Raw genomic sequence first — 17,571 nt, forward strand, 5'->3', positions numbered from 1 at the left:
CCGTGGAAGAGATCGACCGGGCGATCGTGTCGGCCCTGACCGCGGACGGCCGGTTGTCATACACCGACCTGGCCGAGCGGGTAGGGCTGAGCGTCTCCGCCGTGCACCAGCGGGTCCGCCGCCTCGAACAGCGCGGCGTGATCACCGGCTACGCCGCGCGGGTGTCCTTCGAGGCGCTCGACCTACCCCTGACGGCGTTCGTGGCGATCCGCCCCTTCGACCCGTCCCAGCCGGACGACGCCCCCGAGCGGCTCGCCCACCTGACCGAGATCGACTCCTGCTACTCAGTGGCCGGCGAGGACTTCTACCTACTCCTGGTACGGGTGAAAAGCCCCGCGGACCTGGAACGCCTACTCCAGGACATCCGCACCGCCGCCAACGTAACCACGCGCACGACGGTCGTCCTGTCCACCCCGTACGAGAACCGCCCACCCCGCATCGCCGACTGACCGTCCGCCGCGCCCCAGACCAACCGCTCTCCCCTGGCTGGCGCTTTTCCGGTCGGCCCTCTCCGGCCAACCGCTCTCGCTGGCTGGCACTTTCCGGGTCGGTCCTTTCCCGGTTGGCCCTTTTCCGGGCGCCCTCTTCTCGTGCTCGGACACCCACTTTCTCGGCGGCCTGCTCTCAGCTGGGCCAGGCTGTCCACCGTTCCACCCGAATCCGCAGGAACGGACCGGGCGGCGCCATCTCCGCGTACTGCGGATAGCGCTCCAACAACGCCGACTCGGGCTCTTCGACGACGGTGGCCAGGCCATCCGCCCGAACCCACCACAGCGCCGACCAATCCTCGTCGTAGTGATCGGCCAGCACACTGACCCGCGGCTCATGCGCGATGTTGGCCAGCCGCTGCAACTGCCGGTGCCGCTTCGGCTTCCCATCCACCGCCGTGCTGATCACGTCCCCCAACAGGGCGAACACAATCGGCACAAGGTGCGGCGAGCCATCCGGCCGCACAGTCGCCAGCCGCGCCACCCGAGCCGCGGCAAACCGCTCAGCCGGCGTCATCACCCACCGAACCCGGCAGTCGCCCGCTGCTCCCACCGCGCACCCTCCCGCAGCCCCACAGCGTCCTCAGCAGCAGCAATGCCAACGCCGAACTCCACCCCGCAAGCCTACGATCCCGCCGTCGGTAAACACCGTCCCCCACAACCCCCGGCACCCCGAGACCACCCGCGAGCCTTCGAACGCGCCGTCCCCACAAAGCCCGGCACCCTTGAGCTGCACCGCCTGCCATGCTGACCCCGATGAACGCCGACGACGTCGATGCCGCAAAGACCGCGATGCTGGCCGCCCTCACCCCAGCCGTCCGGGCTCTGCCTGCTGAGGCCGATTGGGCCGTCCCGGCCGGCCCGTTGGAATGGAGCTGCCGTGAGACGGCGGCGCACATAGCGCACGACCTGATGGCCTACGCGACCCAGCTGACCGCTCGAGCGGCCGACACCTACTTACCGCTGGACCTGACCATCCGCCCCGAAGCCACACCGGCCCAGATCCTCCAGATCGCCGCGACCAGCGCCGACCTGCTCAGCATTGCGCTGCGTTCCGCCACCCCGGACGCGCGGGCGTGGCACTGGGGCCCGACCGACCCATCCGGCTTCGCCGCGCTCGGCGTCAACGAAATCCTGATCCACACCTCCGACATCTGCGCCGGGCTGGCGATCGACTGGTTCCCACCACCCCCACTCTGCGCCGCGGTACTGTCCCGCCTCTTCCCATACGCCCCACCCGGCGATCCTGCCGACGTGCTGTTGTGGTGCACCGGCCGAATCGCCTTACCCGACCACCCTCGCCGCACCTCCTGGACGCTCCGCGCCGCCGGCGACTAGATCAACAGCCGTCCTGTCGCAGCTGGCCTTCAGCGTCGCTTCAGCTGGCGGGAAGCTGGCGGGAAGCGACGCTGATTGTCAGCCGGGCCGTCCAGCTGACCTACAGTGCTGCTTTTGGCGGCATGAAGCGACGTTGAGTGTCAGCCGGAGTGCCTCGCTGACCTCCAGCACTGCTCAGCCCGGAAACTGATGTCGCGATGGTCGGCCGAGCCGGGCCCGGCCACCTGCTTAAGCCCGGCGGTCGCCGGGCGGCCTTGAGTGGCACATGGCCGCGCGGTAGCCCAGGGACGGCCACGGTTTCCTGGGACTGCGTTCACCCGTACCGATGAAGGAGCGTGACCGGCGAGCCTTCCCGAACCCACGCCGTCAGAGACCGTAGGTCTTGCCGATGATGTCGCGCTGGATCTCGCTGGTGCCGCCGTAGATGGTGGAGACCAGGGTGGCGCGCACATGCCGCTCCATGTCGTACTCGGTGGCGTAGCCGTAGCCGCCCATCATCTGCATGCCGGCGAGGGCCGTCTCGCGTGCCACCTCGGTCACCTTCAGCTTGACCATCGAGCTTTCCCGTGGGAGCACCTTCGCCGGGTCGCGGTCGACCAGCTCGGCGGTGCGGTGCACCAGCAGGCTGCAGCACTCGATCTCGGTGGCCAGGTCGGCGATGCGGTGCCGCAGCACCTGGAAGCTGCCGATCGGGCGGCCGAACTGTTTGCGCTGCTTGATGTAGCCGAGGGTGTCGTCGAAGGCGCGCTGGGCGGTGCCGAGCATGAGGCCGGCGAGGATGAGCCGCTCCACGTTGAGGCCGGCCATCAGCTGCCACCAGCCGCCGCCGACCACTCCGACGACGGTGTCGGCGGGCAGGACGCAGTCGGTGAAGTAGAGATCGTTCACCTCTTTGCCGCCCATCGTCGGGATGCCGGAGATGCGCAGGCCTGGCGTGTCAGTGGGGACCAGGAACATGGTGAGACCGTCGTGCTCGCCGGGGATGCCGCCGGTGCGGGCGACCAGCAGGATCGCATCGGCGAAGTGGGCGTTGGAGCACCACGTCTTCTGGCCATTGACCAGGTATCCACCGTCGGGGCCGGGCTCGGCGCGGCAGGCCAGAGCGGCGACGTCGGAGCCGGCTTCTGGCTCGGACATGGCGATCGAATACGTCCGGCCGGAGGTGAGCCCGCCGAGGACTGTCTTCTTCTGAGCCTCGGAGCCGGAGCGTTGCACGGCGGCGGCGACGATGGCCGAGGTGGTGAAGCCGCCGATGGGCAGCATTCCGTACCCGACGCGCTCCTGGAACAGACAGGTGTCGACCATGCCGCCGCCGGACCCACCGTACTGCTCGGGGATGGACGCGCCGAGATAGCCGAGATCGGCCAGCTTCTGATACGTCCCCTGGTGGTGGGCATGCTCGCCGTTGCCGCTGAGCGCGTCGCGCTGCGCCCGGGTCCCGGCCTCGCGGCGGCAGAACTCGTCGACGGCGGCCGCGAAGGCTCGCTGCTCATCGGTGAGGTCGAGGTTCATGTCGATCCCTTCAAGGTGCTGGCAAGCCGTATGCTGTGGATCCGCGCTGGTGAGGGCGGGTATTGACAGCGACCGTAGCATATCAAATATCAAATCTGGGAGGCCCTGATGAGCCGGCTGCGTTCCCTCTCCCCAGCCACCGACGAGGTGCTGGGGGAGTATGAAGTTTCGGGTGCCGATGCGGTCGGGGAGGCCGTCGAGCGGGCCCGCGTTGCTGCGTCGTGGTGGGCCGATCTGGGCTACCGGGCACGTCGGGATCGCCTGCTGAAGTGGAAGCGGGAGATTGCCGCGGACGTCGACGAGCTCGCCACGCTGATCCGCGCCGAAACCGGCAAGCCACAGGGCGACGCGGTGCTCGAGGTGATGCTCGCGGTCGAGCATCTGGACTGGGCGGCCCGCAACGCGGGAAAGGTGCTGAGCCGTCGCCGGGTCCGCAGCGGCCTGCTCGCCGCCGACCAGGGCGCCGCCCTGGAATATCTGCCGCTCGGCGTGATCGGCGTGATCGGTCCGTGGAACTATCCGGTCTACACCCCACTCGGCTCGGTGTCGTACGCGCTCGCCGCCGGCAACGCGGTGGTGTTCAAACCGAGTGAGTACACGCCGGGCGTCGGCGCCTGGCTCGCCGGGGCGTGGGCCCGTGCGGTGCCGGAGTATCCGGTGCTCCAAGCGGTGTTCGGCGCGGGTGAGACCGGTGCCGCCCTGGTCAGCGCGGGTGTCGACAAGATCGCCTTCACCGGTTCGGCTGCTACCGCCCGTCTGGTGATGGCCGCCTGCGCGCGCACCCTCACGCCGATCGTCGTGGAGGGTGGCGGCAAGGACGCGATGATCGTGGCAGCCGACGCCGATCTGGACGCGGCGGCCCGGGCCGCCGCCTTCGGCGGCTTCGGCAATGCGGGGCAGACCTGCGCGGGCGTCGAGCGCGTCTACGTGGTCGAGGCCGTCTACACGGCCTTCCTGGATCGGTTGGCCACGCTGGCCAAGGAGATCAAACCGGGTACGGAGTACGGGCCGATGACCACTCCCGAGCAGATCGACGTGGTTCGGGCGCACGTCGACGACGCACTGGCCGGTGGTGGCCGGGCGGTGGTGGGTGGAGCGGATTCCGTTGCGGCGCCCTATGTCGCCCCGGTGGTTCTCACGGATGTCCCGCCCCAGAGCCCCGCGGTGACCGAGGAGACCTTCGGCCCGGTGCTGGTGGTCGACCGGGTGCCCGATCTGGAGGCGGCGGTCGACCGGGCCAACGCCACCCGCTACGGCCTTGCCGCCTCGATCTTCTCGGCTGACAAACGCACCGCGGCCGCCCTGGCCCGGCGTCTGCGCGTGGGTGCCGCCTCGATCAACTCGGTGCTCGGGTTCGCCGCGGTGCCCTCGCTGCCGTTCGGCGGGGTGGGGGACTCCGGATTCGGGCGCATCCACGGAGCGGACGGTCTGCGCGAGTTCAGCCGGGCCCAGTCGGTCACCTGGAAACGGTTCTCGGCGCCGATCGACCTGATGCGTTTCGACCGGGATCCGGCGGCGCTGGACCGCGCCCGTCACCTGTTCCGCCTGCGGCATGCGCGAGGCGCGGGATGAGACGGCCGGGCCGGCCTGGCGGGGTTTGGCCGGGGGGTCCGCTCCGCGGGGAGGGCCCGGTGGGCCTGCCGCGTGCGGTGGGGCTGGGGAGCCCGCCGCACGCGGTGGGGCCGGTGGCCCGGGCGCAGCGCGAGGGGGTTCGCGCGCGCCCGGGGCGCCGGGCCGTGCTACTCCCAGATGCCGAGGTCGTCCAGGTGCTTGATCAGCAGTTGGGCACCGTCGGTGAAGTGCCGGGTCATCACCGCACGCGCCGCCGCCGCATCGCGCGTGCTGAACGCGGTGAGCAGCGCCTCGTGGTCGTCGCGCACGCTGTCCCGCCAGCCCGGGTCGGCGGCGTAAAAGCGGGCCGGGGTGTAACGGGTCGCCACGTGCAGGAACCAGCTCAGCTTCCGGGCCTGCGCGCTCAGGTTGATGCTGCGGTGGAAGGCGAATTCTAGGTGCTCGATGTCAACGGTCCGCCGGGCCTTGACGGCGCGCATCAACAACTGGTTCGTCAAGGTCAGCTCGGCGAGCTGGGACTCGGTGATCCGCTCGGCGACCCGGCCGGCGAGCTCCCCGGCGATGTTGCCCTGCAGTTGGAAGAGGTCGAGGACGTCCTGCTTCGACAGCGGCGCCACCACGTACCCCTTGCGGGGCTCCAGCTCGACCATGTCCTCGCCGCGCAGGGTCAGCAGCGCCTCCCGGACCGGAGTGATGCTCACCCCGAGCTGCGCGGCGACCTCCTCGAGGCGGACCCGGGTGCCCGGGCGCAGCTCGCCGGACATGATCCGGCCGCGCAGGGAAGCGGCAACCTCTTCGGACAGTTGTGGTCGGTCGACGGGCTGCGCCATCTTCACCTCCGGCGTATCAGTGCCTTACGGTATCAAATATCAAATAGGGGGCGAGATCGATGCCGGATTCTGCGCCTGGGTGAAGGAGTGACCAGCTGATGTCCCGACGCTACGACCTGCTGCGCCGCATCGAGGAGCTCGACCCGGTCCGCGACCACCTGGAGATCTACCAGCTGTCGGCCGGCCGGGAGTTCCCGTGGGACTACACGCGGGCCCTGGAGTTCGCCCTCTTCCGCACCTACTGCGTGCCGAGCATCTCGCGGCTGCTCGCGGCCACCGGCGAGTTCCGCGAGAGGCCGCAGAAGCGTTACGACGACACCGCTCTGCTGATGGCCGAGGTCGCCGCGCACGGCTACGACTCGCCACGCGGCAAAGAGGCGCTGCGGGTGATCAATCGCGCGCACGGGCGGTATGCGATCACCAACGACGACATGCTCTACGTGCTGTCCACCTTCGTCTACGACCCGATCGACTGGCTGGACCGGTATGGGTGGCGGCCGCTGCACGATCATGAACGCCTGGCGGCGTTCTATTACTACAGCGAGGTCGGCAAACGGATGGGCATCCGGGACATTCCGGCGGAGTTCGCCGCCTATAAGGCCTTCAAGCAGGATTACGAGGAACGCGAATTCGTCTACTCCGATACCAACGGGGAGATCGGGAAGTACACCGTCGAGCTGTTCGCGGCGTGGTTCCCGGCCTTCCTCCGGCCGGTCGCGCGATTGGGCGTGCGCGGCATGTTGGACGAACCGATGCTGCGCGCCTTCGGCTTCAAGCCGGCGCCGCGCTGGGTCCCGGCGCTGGCCACAGCCGGGCTGAAGGCCCGTGCGCGGTTCCTGCGCCTGCTGCCACCACGCCGCGAATCGGTGCTGGCAGTCTCCCGCCGAAACCGCACCTATCCCGGCTATCCGGGCGGCCGCAATCCCTCCGAGCTGGGCGCGCAAGCCGCTCCCGACGATCTACCGGCCGAGTACCTGCGTCGTGGCTGACCGGGTCCACGGCGCTGCCCTGACGCTGTGACTGCTGCTGCTACCGACGTGCGCTACTGCGTCTAGGAGATGCCGACCGGCCGCCTCGGCGAGGGCTTTGTCACCTCCCTTCAGCCGCCCGCGACCACCGCCTGGTCACCGGCTTGCTGTCCGCCGACCCGGAACCGCTGGTCCTGCTCCTCACCACCGATGGCAGCCCCGTGCTGCCAAACGCAGCCACGCCGTCCCCGCTCGCTCGGCGCGATCATCCGGGCCGTTCAGGCCCCAGCGCGCCCGCGGGAAGAACCATGCACGCACGCTGGTCAGTTGTGAGCGTCTTTCGTGGTTGACGCGCGCGGCAGTGCCGGAAGCGGTGATAGTGGGGACCGGAGACGCCGCCGGTTCGCCCTGGTTGAAGCTGGTTTGCCCGGCGTCCCAGGGGTCGACTTCGCGGGGGAACACGAAGATGAGGACAGTTCAGGGCGTGCGTCGCGGGGTCGCCGGCCTGCTCGCCACAGCGGTGGCCGGGCTGGTCCTGGTCACCACTTCCCGAGAGGCCGAAGCCACGGTCGACGGGCACGTCGCCGGCGCTGTCACCTACATAACCTCGGGCAACGACGGGTCGATCCTGCGGATCGGCCCGGACGGGCAGACCGAAACGATCCCCGCGGACGACGGAGCTTTCTACACCGGCGTGGCCATCGGCGACGACGGCGCCGTCTACGCCTCCGATTCCGGCCTGGACCGGGTCGTCGAGATCCTTCCGGATGGCAACCTCGACGAATTGGCGTTCACCGGCTTAGACGATCCCACTGGGGTGGCGGTGGACGACAGCGGCACGGTCTACGTCGCCGACGGCGGCAACGCGCGGGTCGTCGCCCTGACCAGCGCTGGCGCCGAGTCGAACCTACCGATAACCGGGCTCGAGGAGGCCGCCCCCGAGTTGGTGGACCCGCGAGCCGTCGCCGTCACCGGCGACGGCATCGTCTACGTGACCGACCGTTCCACCCCGAGCCGGCTGATCAAGTTCGAACCGCCCAGCACGGTGACCGTGCTGGTGGAGGAACAGATCGAGAACCCGTCCGGAGTGGCTGTAGACCGGCTCGGTGACGTCTACGTCTCGGGCACAGCTGATGGCGTGGTCGCAATGCTCTCGCCCAGTCGCAGCGACCTGCTTTCGGGAGCAGCCGGCCCCGCGGGCATCGCCGCGCCCGTCGCCACCAAACCCTATGTGGCGCTGTCCGGAAGCGGCCGGCTCGTGGAGGCGATCAGCAACCAGCCCGTGATCACCGGCCTCGACGATCCGCGGGCCGTCGCGATGCTCAAGGTGCCGGACGCCCCCACAGACGTAGCCGCGGGCATCGGCAACGAGACGGCGCTGGTCTCCTGGACGGCCCCGGAGGACAACGGCGGGAACCCGGCCAACTGGTACGAGGTCACCTCCGATCCGGGCGGCTTCACCTGCACCACCTCCCAGCTCTCCTGCGAGGTAACCGGCCTCACCAACGGAACGCCCTATACATTCACGGTCCGCGCCTCCAACACCGGCGACAACATGACCGGTGGATCATTGGTGAGCGTCGACTCGAACCCGATCACCCCCGAGGACGTCTACGTCCCGAGCGTCCCGGCCGCCCTGACCATCGTGCCCGGCAATGCCACTGCCGCGTTGTCGATCACTCCCGGCGACGACGGCGGTCTGCCCGTCGACCGCTGGGAGGTCTCCATCGACGACGGCGAGACCTGGACGCCTCTGGACCACTTGGTCGACGACGAAGGCACCGTGGTGGCCTCGCTCGACGACCTGGACAACGACCGGCTCTACGACGTGCGGGTTCGCGGCGTGAACGGCGTCGGCGAGGGCGCGGAAATCGCCGAGTCGGTGACCCCGGTGCCTGATCTGCCGGGCGACCCGGCCTGGATCACGGCCACCCCGCAGGATCGCGGCGCCGACCTCACGATCGAGCCCGGCGCCACCGGCGGCGGCACCCTCACCTTCGAGTACTCCCTCAACGCGGGTCAGACCTGGACCGCGCTGTCGACCGACCCGACCGGCGAGCAGGACACCACCGTCGACGCGAGCATCGGAGACCTCGTCAACGGGCAGGAATACACGGTCTGGGTTCAAGCGAGGAACAGCCGTGGGTCATCCTCCGGGTACGCAGCCGTGGCAGTGACCCCGGCGACGGTCCCGGACCCGCCCACCGACCTGGCCGCCACTCCCGGTGACGTATCCGCCCATGTCACCTTCGAGCCGCCGGCCGAGGACGGCGGCCTGCCCGTCGACGGCTATGAGTACGCCCTCGACTCGGAGGACGACTGGTTCGACCTGGACGTCGTGACGGGCGAGGGGGACACCCAGGAAGCGCCGATCCCCGGTCTCACCAACGGGCAGGAGTACACGATCTATGTCCGCGCGGTGAACGAGATCGGCGGGTCGACGGCCGCTTCCGACACCGTCACCCCGGCCGGTCCGGCGGGCGCGCCGACCGCTCTGGAAGCCACCCGCTCCAACGAGTCCGCGACCATCGTCTTCGAACCGCCCGCCGAGGACGGCGGCGGCGAGAACATGGGCTTCGAGGTTTCGCTCAATAACGGATCTACCTGGGCCTCACTCATCACGACCCCGGTCGACGGTTCCGCCACCGCACGCACTGCCACTCTGAGCTCGCTCACCAACGGAGTGACGTACACGATCCGAGTCCGTGCGGTGACCAGCGCCGGCCCCGGTGCCGCCGGCCTCGCCGACACCGTCACTCCCGCCACCGTCCCCGCAGCACCCAGCGATGCCACCGCCACCCCGGCCGACGGAGCACTCGACGTCAAGTTTGAGCCCCCGGCCGACAACGGCGGCGACGAGATCACCCGCTACGACGTGTCCCTCAACGGCGGATCCACTTGGGCACCGCTCACCAGCTCCCCGACCGGCGACGGAGCCACCTCGTTGTCCGCGACGATCAGCCCACTGGCCAACGACGAGTTGCACACCGCCTACATCCGCGCCGTGAACAGCGTCGGCCCCGGCATCGCCTATGCCACCGTTTCCGGCACCCCCACGGCCGTCCCGGCCAGCCCCAGCCCGTCACCAAGCGTGTCGGAGAGTCCGAGCCCATCACCGAGCGTTTCGGAGAGCTCCAGCCCGTCGGAGAGCTCGAGCCCGTCGGAGAGCTCGAGCCCGTCGGAGAGCCCGAGCCCGTCGCCAAGCGAGTCGGAAAGTCCCAGCCCGTCACCCACGACCGCGAGCCCCTCCCCGTCACCCACGACCGCCCCGCCGACGAGCCCGCCCACCAGCCCTTCGACGACTCCGCCGACGACAGCCCCGCCCACGACGACTCCGACAACCGTCCCGCCCACCACCCCGCCGGCGTCGCCGACACCAACCGTCACGCTGTCACCGACCGTGCCACCGACGACCAGCCCTGTCGCGATCCCGAGCCCGACCGCGACGACCAGCCCTGCAGCGAGCCTCACCCCAACGACGAGCCCGACCACCAGCCCGGAGCCCACGCCGTCTGCCGGTGTGCCTGCCGCGCCCGGTGGGGTGACCGCCGTCGCCGGTATCTCGTCGATCGAGGTTTCCTGGACTGCCCCGGCCGGGGACGGCCAAGCCACCAGCTACCGGGCGATCGCTGACCCCGGCCCGGCCACCTGCACCACGAGCGGCACAAGCTGTGTCCTCGGCGCGGACCCCGGCACCTCCTACCGGGTCACCGTTGTCGCCATCGGCGCCGGCGGTGAGTCCGGGCCGTCCAACCCGTCCGGCGCGGTGACGCCGACGGCGTTGGAGATCCCCGCGGAGGCGCCGGTGGGTGACGGCGACCTGACCACCGATGAGGGCACGCCGGCGACCATCATTCCCGGCGATCAGATCACCATCGTCGGTGAGGGGTACGCGCCGCACTCGACCGTCACGATCACCGTCTACTCCGAGCCGCACATTCTCGGCACCGGTGTTGCTGACGGTGACGGCATCGCCCGCATCACGGTCAGCCTGCCGCCTGGGCTCGCACCGGGTGACCATGCGATCGTCGCCGCGGGTGTCGACCCGAACGGTGAGCCGTTCGCGCTGCGGATGGACGTCACCGCCATTGCCAGCGGCGAGGACAGCGTCGACGCGAGCCCGGATGATGACTCCAACCTGCCGACGACCGGTGCCGCGATCATGTCCATGCTCGGCGCAGGAGCGATCATGACCATCACCGGCATCGCCCTGACTGTGGCGGGCAATGTGCGACGGCGCCAGCGACGCCACTGAATCCGACCAGCCGAGCGCCGACGCAACAGAAGGCGAGAGGCGCGCGCTGAGCGCACCCCCACGAGGGGTGCGCTCAGCGCGAAGCCAGCGGGTTCCGGCGACGGGACAGGCGCTTGCGGTAGTCGCGCAGGTAGAAATCCTTAGGGGCGTAGCGCACCCGCCCCGGCAACCGCGGATAGACGGCCGCGGTGCCCGACAGCACCCGGTCGAGGAGTTTCTCGCGGCGCGGCGACCACGGCAGTCCGAAGCCGTCCCGGATCGGGGCCGGCAGCAGGCCGACGGTGACGAAACGGTTGAGGGGGACGGCCGGGCGCAATGCCACCGGGAGGCCTTCCGGCCAGAGCAGGGTGTTGGCGATGCGCCGCCCTGAATCGTTGACCTCGATGGTGGCGATCATGTGGTCCCAGTAGGCGCTGAAGGCCGCGCGGTCGGCCGGCCACGCCGATTCGGGGCAGCCGATGGCGGTGGCCAGCACGCTGTACTGCTGGTAGCAGACGTCGGCCTCGGCGGGCGGGAGCGGGCCCAAGACGCGTTCGTAGAGCAGCATCGCGGTGTCGAACAGCGTGGCGTTCACCCAGACCTGCAGGGCTGGGTCGTTGGCGGTGTAGCCGGGCCCGGTGACCTTGGAGTGCATGGCGGCCACCGCGCGGCTGATGGTCTGCGCCTCGGCGCGGGTGCCGTAGAGCACGCCGTAGACGTAGCTCATCGTGGTGCGCAGCCGGTCCAGCGGGCGGTCGGCGAAGGAGCTGTGGTCGAGGACGCCCTGGGCGACGGCGGGGTGGGCGATCTGCAGGAGGGTGGCGCGTCCGCCGCCGGCCAGCAGCAGCCCTTCCCCGGCCACCCTGCGGATGACAGCGGAGTCTTCGAATAGGCCTTCATCCATGCCATGAACTGTAAACCGCGGTTAACTTATCGCCGCCCGGGGAATCGCGGCTAACTTACCCGGAGCACCGGCTTGACCACCCGGCCGGCGAAGGCGTCCCGGGCGGCAGTCTCGATCTCCGTGAACGGGTACTCCGTAATGATCTTGTCGAGCGGAAGCTGAAGGTCGATCAACTGCGGGATCAACGACGTGGGTACGGCATCGCCCTCGATGACGCCACGGATGCGCAGCCCGTTGGTCATCACGGTCATGATGTCGATCTCGGCTTTCGCGCCGATGCCGACCAGCGCGAGCGTCCCCTGCCGCTGCAGCGAGCGCAGCGCCCGGTCGATCACGTCGGGCCGTCCGGTGGTGTCGATGGCGAAGTCGGCGCGCCCTGAATTGGGCAACGACGGCAACGCCGAGGACGCTCCGAACGACGTGGCCAGGTCCCGGCGCGCTTCCACCGGGTCGATGGCGATCACCGTGCACCCCCGAGCGACCGCGGCCATCACCGCGCACAGCCCGACACTGCCGGCACCCAGGACCAACACGGTGGCGCCCGGCGCCGGGTCGAAGACGTTGAGCACCGTCCCGGCGCCGGTCTGCACGCTGCAGCCGAGCGGCGCGGCCAGGACGGGGGAGAGGTCGGCAGGGATCTTCACGGTGTTGCTTTCGTACGCCACCGCGTACGTAGCAAAACTCGACTGCCCGAAGAAGTTGCCGTAGACAACGCCCCCGTCCCGCGACAGCGGACTGCTCCCGTCAGCCCGCGCACCCCGCGAGTTGAGCGCGCTCCGCAGGCAGTAGGCCGGAGCCCCGCCCCGGCATTGCGCACACTCCCCGCAGCTGCGGAAACTCAGGCACACCGCATCCCCCGGCACCACCGAGGTGACCTGCGACCCGACGGCTTCGACGACGCCCGCGCCCTCGTGACCGAAGACCATCGGGAGCAGGGGCCAGTTCCGCCGCATGATCAGGTCGGTGTGGCAGATCCCGGCCGCGGTGATCCGGACCAGGATCTCGTCCGGGCGCGGCGGCTCGATCTCGACGTCGCGCAGGGTGAAGGGCCCACCGGGCGACTCGACCAGGGCCGCGACGGCCCGCACTAGTCGCGCTCCAGGTAGAAGTAGTAGAACCGGTCCCCGTCGCGTACGCCCTTGCCGTTCATCACGCCGAGCAGCGTCCGAGAGTCGACCCGTTTGAAGTGGTCGAGCACCGGTTTGCCGTCGTACACCATCGTGGCCGTCGACTCGCCACGGAACTCGACCATCCACAGCGAGGCCCCGCCGCCGGCGAGCTCCTCATTCGAATAGAGCGAACCTGACCCGTCACGGCAGACCAGCGGCGCCACCTCGGTCAACGAGGTGAACGTCTTGCCGTACCAGCCGATCTTGGCGAGGGTGCCCTCGAACCGGTGCCCGGTGACGAACTCGCCGCCTTTCCAGGTGCCGAGGATCTCCTCGGGCCGGACCGGCTCCAGCTGAGCCCAGATCTCGTCGAGCTCTTCCGTGGTCACCTTGCCGCCGTCGCGCAGAATTTCGAGGAAGCGGTTCATCCTGACAATATTTGCAAATAATGTCAGCGAAGACCAGGGGCACCGTGTACGGCGAACGACGTGAGCCGGCCCAGCAGTCGGAGCGCCTCGTCCCGGTCGTCGAGCTGCACGGCGATGCCCTTCGCGCCGTAGAACAGGACCCGGGCCAGGTCGTCGAGCGGCCGGCCGAGCACGGTGAGCAGCGCCTCCACCATGGTCTGCTCGAACGCGGTCCAGTGATCACCGGCCCGGCTGCGGGTCTCGTCGATCAGCTCGGCGTCGAACCGGGCCCCGTCCCGGCGCGGCAGGTGCAGGTCGACCACGACGGAGAGCACGGCGGCCAGCCGTTCCGAGGTCTCGCCCGGCTTGCCCGCCTCGATCTGCGCCCGCCGGGCCAGGTCGTCGAGTCCCCACCGGACGGCGTCGCGGAACACGTCCTCCTTGTTGCGGTAGTACTGGTAGAGGGCGGGCCGGGACACGTCCGCGGCCTGGGCGATCACGTCCATCGAGGTGCGGCGGTAGCCGTACCGGGCGAAGCAGCCGATCGCCGCCCGCATGAAGTGGTCGCGGCGCACCTCGGAGAGCTCTGGCACAGACAAAGCCTAAAGGGACGCGCGGGTGCACTCGGTGACGTACGGCAGCTCGTACGACCCGCGGCCGAGCAGTGCCGGGTGAGTGGCCATCAACTGCCGAACCTGGGCGAGCACCGCGGCCCGCTCGTCGGCCGGGAGCAGTATGATCCGGCTGCGGGAGGCGACCAGATCGAGCAGCTCGTCCGGTTTGACGCTGTGCGTCCAGTTGAAGACGGCCGACGACGGCGGGCCGAACGGCGCGGTGATCCGGTCGCCGCGATCCGTCTCGGCGCTGCCGATGATCTCGCCGAGTCGCTGGACCCAGTCCGCGCTCTCGTCCCGCAGGTTCCAGATCAGGCCGAGCCGGCCGCCCGGGGTCAGGACGCGGCAGATCTCCGGCAAGGCCCGCGCGCTGTCGACCCAGTGCCAGGCCTGGGCGACGAGCACGACGTCCACCGAGTTGTCCGGCAGCGGGATGCTCTCCGCGGTGCCCAGTTGGGCGGGCACGTCCGGGAGGACCCGCTGCAGTTCGGTCAGCATGCCCCGGGACGGGTCGACGGCGACGACGTCCAGGCCGCGGTCGCGGATCTGCCGGGTCAGCTTGCCGGTGCCGGCCCCGAGGTCGAGCACGCGCGGCCGGCCGGAGGGCAGCAGCCAGTCGAGGGCCTCTTCGGGGTACGGCGGACGCCCGCGCTCGTACGCATCGGCGGCGGCGCCGAAGGAGGACGCGTGTTCATTCACGGTGATCATCGTATCCCGAGCCGATGGCCGCACTTCGTTTCAAAGCCGCCGCGAACGGGCACTTGATCTTTGTAGGCAACACGAAGGAGGGGATGACGATGAGCATCACCGACAAGATCAAGAACAAGGCCGAAGAGCTGACCGGCAAGGCGAAGCAGGCGGCCGGCGAGGCCACCGACAACGAGCGCCTCTACGCCGAGGGCCAGGCGCAGGAGAGCGCCGCCCACGCCAAGCAGGCGGGCGAGCACGTCAAGGACGCCGGCCGCGACGTCCGCGACGCCTTCAGCTGACCAGACGCGAAAGGGCCCGGCGAAGCCGGGTGAACGCGGAAAGGCCCGGTGAGAGCTGGGCAGACGTGCAGAAAGGGCCCGGCGTGATCGCCGGGCCCTTTCTCATGCTTCCGTCTCCTGTTTGCGCCACCAGTCCTGCCCGGTCTGGGGCAGCGTGTCGATCGGGTCGTAGTACGCGTACTGCTTACCGAGCACCTCGGTGTCCTCGGCCTCGATCGAGGTCCGGTAGTTCTTCGTCCAGTACGAGATCCCGTGCTCCCGGTCGTAATCGGCCACCATGTGCACCCATCGCTTGCCCACGAACGGGACGTCGCAGACGATCCGCGGCGTCGCGTACCCGGGCAGGTAGCCCATCATGTCGTGCTGCAGCTGCTGGGCATGCCAGACGGGCACCCGCCAGTGCTCCGCGTTCGGGATCATGTCGCACATGTAGAAGTAGTAGGGCAGCACGCCCGCCTCGCCCTGCAACGCGAAACAGAGGTCGAGCAGGTCCGATGTCGTCGCATTGACACCCCGCATCAGCACACCCTGGTTGCGCACGTCCCGCACACCGACTTCGAGCAGCGTACGCACCGCGCGCGCGACCAGCGGCGTCAGCGAGTTCACGTGGTTGACGTGGGTGTGCACGGCCAGGTTCACCCCGCGCCGTTCGGCGGTCACCGCGACCCGGTGCATGCCCTCGACCACGTCGTCCTGCAGCCAGTGCTGCGGCAGGCCCATCAGCGCCTTGGTCGCCAGCCGGATGTCCCGCACGGTGGGCACCGAGAGCAACCCCATGAGGTACGCCTCGAGCTGTTTCCACGGCACATTGGCGACGTCCCCGCCGGAGACGACGACATCGCGTACTCCGGGGTGATTCTTCAAATAGTCGAGGTGCGCCGCGTACCGATCCACCGGCTTCTGCAGCAGCTTCAGCTTGCTGACCGCCGGCGTGCTGTTGCCGACCAGGTCCATCCGGGTGCAGTGCCCGCAGTATTGCGGGCAGGTGGCGAGCAGCTCGGCCAGCACCTTGGTGGGGTACCGGTGGGTGAGCCCCTCGGCCACCCACATGTCGTGCTCGTGCAGCGAGTCACGACTGGCGTTCGGGTGCGACGGCCAGTCGGTGCGGCGGTCGGAGGCGACCGGGAGCATGTAGTTGCGGATCGGGTCGGCCAGGAACGACGCCGTGTCCGGGGCCCGGTCGGGCACCATGGTGTTGAGCATCTGCGGCGGGATCAGCATCGACATCGTGGCCAGCCGCTGCTGGTCGGCCTCGAGATCGACGTAGAACGTCTCGTCCAGCAGGTCGCCCATGACGGCGCGCAGTTGTTTCACGTTCTTCACACAGTTGACCCGCTGCCACTGGGCGGACTGCCACTGCGCGGCGGTGACGTCGCGCCAGCCGGGGAACCGGGTCCAATCCGGCTCGATCAGCTCACGCCGCTGGTACTCGTAAGGCTGCACCGGGCTCCTCCTTGTTAGCTTGTGGCTTCGATCAACGTACTGGAGAATCTCCGGTCTAGAAACTCTGGATGCGAAAGATTTACGGTAGGACCGCGATCAGCGGGAGATGTTTCGAGGGAGAGGCTTGGGGATGGCGGGGTCTGTGGGTCTGACGAGGGTGCTGGAGCCGGCCGGGGTGCTGCCGCAGGCGGCCTGGCGGCTGGACGCCTCGCCCGAGATCGGCCCGGACGAGGTGCGGATCCGGGTGCAGCGCCTCAACCTCGACGCCGCCAGCTATCGGCAGCTGGCCGGCAAGCATGACGGTGACGGCGCTGCGATCCGGGCCGAGGTTCTGGAGATCATCGGTACGCGCGGCAAGATGCACAATCCGGTCACCGGCTCCGGCGGCATGCTGATCGGCGTCGTCGACGAGGTCGGGCCGGAGTCGCCGCTGCCGGTCAAACCGGGCGACCGGGTCGCCACCCTCGTGTCGCTGACCCTGACCCCGCTGCGGATCACCGACGGCCTCGCCTCGTGGGACGGCCTCAGCGAGCAGGTCCCGGCCGAGGGCACCGCGATCCTGTTCGGCCGCTCGATCGTCGGCGTGCTCCCGGACGACCTGCCCGCCGAGCTGGCCCTGGCCGTCTACGACGTGTGCGGTGCCCCGGCCCTGGTCGACCGCGTCGTCCGGGGCTATTCCCATCCGACCGTCGCGGTCCTCGGCGGGGCCGGCAAGAGCGGTTCACTCGCGCTGGCGGCCGCACGGCTGGCCGGCGCGACCACGGTGGGGATCGTGCCCCACGAGCGGGAGGCCGCGACGCTGCGCAGCTCCGGCCTCGCCGACCAGGTCGAGATCGCCGACGCCCGGGATCCGATCGCGCTCTCCGCCGCGGTCACGGCTGCCCTCGGCAAGCCCGCGACCGTGACCGTGGTCTGCGTGGACGTGCCCGGCTGCGAGCACGGCGCGATCCTCGCCACCGCCGAGGGCGGCACGGTGATCTTCTTCTCGATGGCGACCAGCTTCTCCGCCGCGGCGCTGGGTGCCGAGGGGCTGGCCGCCGACGTGACGATGCTGGTCGGCAACGGGTTCGTGCCGGGCCACGCCGAGTTCGCTGTCGGTCTCCTGCGCCGGGTGCCCGCGCTGCGTGCGCTCTTCGAAGCACGAATCGCGGCAGACTGACGCG

The 17,571-nt window shown here is 69.7% G+C and carries 16 protein-coding genes; 7 read left to right on the forward strand and 9 right to left on the reverse strand.

From position 1 onward, the window contains the following. Positions 1-2: 2 nt before the first annotated feature. Positions 3-449 carry an Lrp/AsnC family transcriptional regulator gene (locus tag OHA21_RS04595; protein WP_328470457.1) on the forward strand — a complete coding sequence of 149 codons (447 nt, stop codon included), beginning with the start codon at positions 3-5 and terminating at the stop codon, positions 447-449. A 175-nt stretch (positions 450-624) separates the two neighbouring features. Here OHA21_RS04595 and OHA21_RS04600 read toward each other — a convergent pair whose 3' ends face one another. Continuing rightward, complete coding sequence (locus OHA21_RS04600; protein WP_328470459.1) at positions 625-1,005, reverse strand: TIGR03668 family PPOX class F420-dependent oxidoreductase; 381 nt, start codon at positions 1,003-1,005, stop codon at positions 625-627. A 239-nt stretch (positions 1,006-1,244) separates the two neighbouring features. Between OHA21_RS04600 and OHA21_RS04605 the strand changes: the two genes are divergently transcribed. Then, positions 1,245-1,826, forward strand: coding sequence for a maleylpyruvate isomerase N-terminal domain-containing protein (locus OHA21_RS04605; protein ID WP_328470460.1), 582 nt, complete (start codon positions 1,245-1,247; stop codon positions 1,824-1,826). Positions 1,827-2,192: 366 nt separating this feature from the next. Here the strand turns inward: OHA21_RS04605 and OHA21_RS04610 are convergent, their stop codons facing one another. Further along, positions 2,193-3,338, reverse strand: coding sequence for an acyl-CoA dehydrogenase family protein (locus OHA21_RS04610; protein ID WP_328470462.1), 1,146 nt, complete (start codon positions 3,336-3,338; stop codon positions 2,193-2,195). Between the two features lie 108 nt (positions 3,339-3,446). Between OHA21_RS04610 and OHA21_RS04615 the strand changes: the two genes are divergently transcribed. Beyond that, positions 3,447-4,910, forward strand: a complete 1,464-nt coding sequence (locus OHA21_RS04615) for an aldehyde dehydrogenase family protein (RefSeq protein WP_328470464.1) — start codon at positions 3,447-3,449, stop codon at positions 4,908-4,910. A 167-nt stretch (positions 4,911-5,077) separates the two neighbouring features. On the opposite strand, the gene OHA21_RS04620 is transcribed toward OHA21_RS04615, so the two are convergent. Next, positions 5,078-5,740 carry a GntR family transcriptional regulator gene (locus tag OHA21_RS04620; RefSeq protein ID WP_328470466.1) on the reverse strand — a complete coding sequence of 221 codons (663 nt, stop codon included), beginning with the start codon at positions 5,738-5,740 and terminating at the stop codon, positions 5,078-5,080. 98 nt (positions 5,741-5,838) lie between these two features. Between OHA21_RS04620 and OHA21_RS04625 the strand changes: the two genes are divergently transcribed. Both OHA21_RS04625 and OHA21_RS04630 read left to right on the forward strand, forming a co-directional pair. Next, positions 5,839-6,729, forward strand: a complete 891-nt coding sequence (locus OHA21_RS04625) for an oxygenase MpaB family protein (RefSeq protein ID WP_328470468.1) — start codon at positions 5,839-5,841, stop codon at positions 6,727-6,729. 463 nt (positions 6,730-7,192) lie between these two features. Beyond that, entirely contained in the window at positions 7,193-10,963 is a 3,771-nt protein-coding gene (locus OHA21_RS04630) for a fibronectin type III domain-containing protein (RefSeq protein ID WP_328470470.1), read from the forward strand. 73 nt (positions 10,964-11,036) lie between these two features. Here the strand turns inward: OHA21_RS04630 and OHA21_RS04635 are convergent, their stop codons facing one another. From OHA21_RS04635 to OHA21_RS04655, 5 genes are read right to left on the reverse strand one after another with little or no spacing between them, the layout of a single operon-like run. Continuing rightward, complete coding sequence (locus OHA21_RS04635) at positions 11,037-11,846, reverse strand: oxygenase MpaB family protein (protein WP_328470472.1); 810 nt, start codon at positions 11,844-11,846, stop codon at positions 11,037-11,039. A gap of 50 nt (positions 11,847-11,896) precedes the next feature. Next, entirely contained in the window at positions 11,897-12,934 is a 1,038-nt protein-coding gene (locus OHA21_RS04640) for an NAD(P)-dependent alcohol dehydrogenase (RefSeq protein WP_328470474.1), read from the reverse strand. Then, the gene (locus tag OHA21_RS04645; RefSeq protein ID WP_328470476.1) at positions 12,934-13,383 is read right to left on the reverse strand and encodes a DUF4334 domain-containing protein; all 450 of its coding nucleotides are present in this window, start codon (positions 13,381-13,383) and stop codon (positions 12,934-12,936) included. Before OHA21_RS04645 ends, OHA21_RS04640 begins: the two co-directional genes overlap by 1 nt. A 23-nt stretch (positions 13,384-13,406) precedes the next feature. After that, a complete protein-coding gene (locus tag OHA21_RS04650) occupies positions 13,407-13,955 on the reverse strand; it encodes a TetR/AcrR family transcriptional regulator (RefSeq protein WP_328470478.1) in 549 nt (182 codons plus the stop codon). Positions 13,956-13,964: 9 nt separating this feature from the next. Beyond that, a complete protein-coding gene (locus tag OHA21_RS04655; protein WP_328470480.1) occupies positions 13,965-14,684 on the reverse strand; it encodes a class I SAM-dependent methyltransferase in 720 nt (239 codons plus the stop codon). 89 nt (positions 14,685-14,773) lie between these two features. Here OHA21_RS04655 and OHA21_RS04660 point away from each other — a divergent pair, with 89 nt between their 5' ends. Beyond that, positions 14,774-14,965 carry a CsbD family protein gene (locus tag OHA21_RS04660; protein WP_328470482.1) on the forward strand — a complete coding sequence of 64 codons (192 nt, stop codon included), beginning with the start codon at positions 14,774-14,776 and terminating at the stop codon, positions 14,963-14,965. Between the two features lie 102 nt (positions 14,966-15,067). On the opposite strand, the gene OHA21_RS04665 is transcribed toward OHA21_RS04660, so the two are convergent. Next, a complete protein-coding gene (locus OHA21_RS04665; RefSeq protein WP_328470484.1) occupies positions 15,068-16,408 on the reverse strand; it encodes a KamA family radical SAM protein in 1,341 nt (446 codons plus the stop codon). A gap of 130 nt (positions 16,409-16,538) precedes the next feature. Between OHA21_RS04665 and OHA21_RS04670 the strand changes: the two genes are divergently transcribed. Continuing rightward, the gene (locus tag OHA21_RS04670; RefSeq protein ID WP_328470486.1) at positions 16,539-17,567 is read left to right on the forward strand and encodes an L-erythro-3,5-diaminohexanoate dehydrogenase; all 1,029 of its coding nucleotides are present in this window, start codon (positions 16,539-16,541) and stop codon (positions 17,565-17,567) included. The last annotated feature ends 4 nt before the right edge of the window (positions 17,568-17,571 follow it).

It is taken from the genome of Actinoplanes sp. NBC_00393 (genome assembly GCF_036053395.1).
GTDB lineage: Bacteria > Actinomycetota > Actinomycetes > Mycobacteriales > Micromonosporaceae > Actinoplanes.

Coding starts and splice junctions, on each gene's coding strand:
- OHA21_RS04600 (WP_328470459.1), bottom strand. CDS start 1,005: ATGACGCCGGCTGAGCGGTTTGCCGCGGCTCGGGTGGCGCGGCTGGCG.
- OHA21_RS04605 (WP_328470460.1), top strand. CDS start 1,245: ATGAACGCCGACGACGTCGATGCCGCAAAGACCGCGATGCTGGCCGCC.
- OHA21_RS04610 (WP_328470462.1), bottom strand. CDS start 3,338: ATGAACCTCGACCTCACCGATGAGCAGCGAGCCTTCGCGGCCGCCGTC.
- OHA21_RS04615 (WP_328470464.1), top strand. CDS start 3,447: ATGAGCCGGCTGCGTTCCCTCTCCCCAGCCACCGACGAGGTGCTGGGG.
- OHA21_RS04620 (WP_328470466.1), bottom strand. CDS start 5,740: ATGGCGCAGCCCGTCGACCGACCACAACTGTCCGAAGAGGTTGCCGCT.
- OHA21_RS04625 (WP_328470468.1), top strand. CDS start 5,839: ATGTCCCGACGCTACGACCTGCTGCGCCGCATCGAGGAGCTCGACCCG.
- OHA21_RS04635 (WP_328470472.1), bottom strand. CDS start 11,846: ATGGATGAAGGCCTATTCGAAGACTCCGCTGTCATCCGCAGGGTGGCC.
- OHA21_RS04645 (WP_328470476.1), bottom strand. CDS start 13,383: ATGAACCGCTTCCTCGAAATTCTGCGCGACGGCGGCAAGGTGACCACG.
- OHA21_RS04655 (WP_328470480.1), bottom strand. CDS start 14,684: ATGATCACCGTGAATGAACACGCGTCCTCCTTCGGCGCCGCCGCCGAT.
- OHA21_RS04660 (WP_328470482.1), top strand. CDS start 14,774: ATGAGCATCACCGACAAGATCAAGAACAAGGCCGAAGAGCTGACCGGC.
- OHA21_RS04670 (WP_328470486.1), top strand. CDS start 16,539: ATGGCGGGGTCTGTGGGTCTGACGAGGGTGCTGGAGCCGGCCGGGGTG.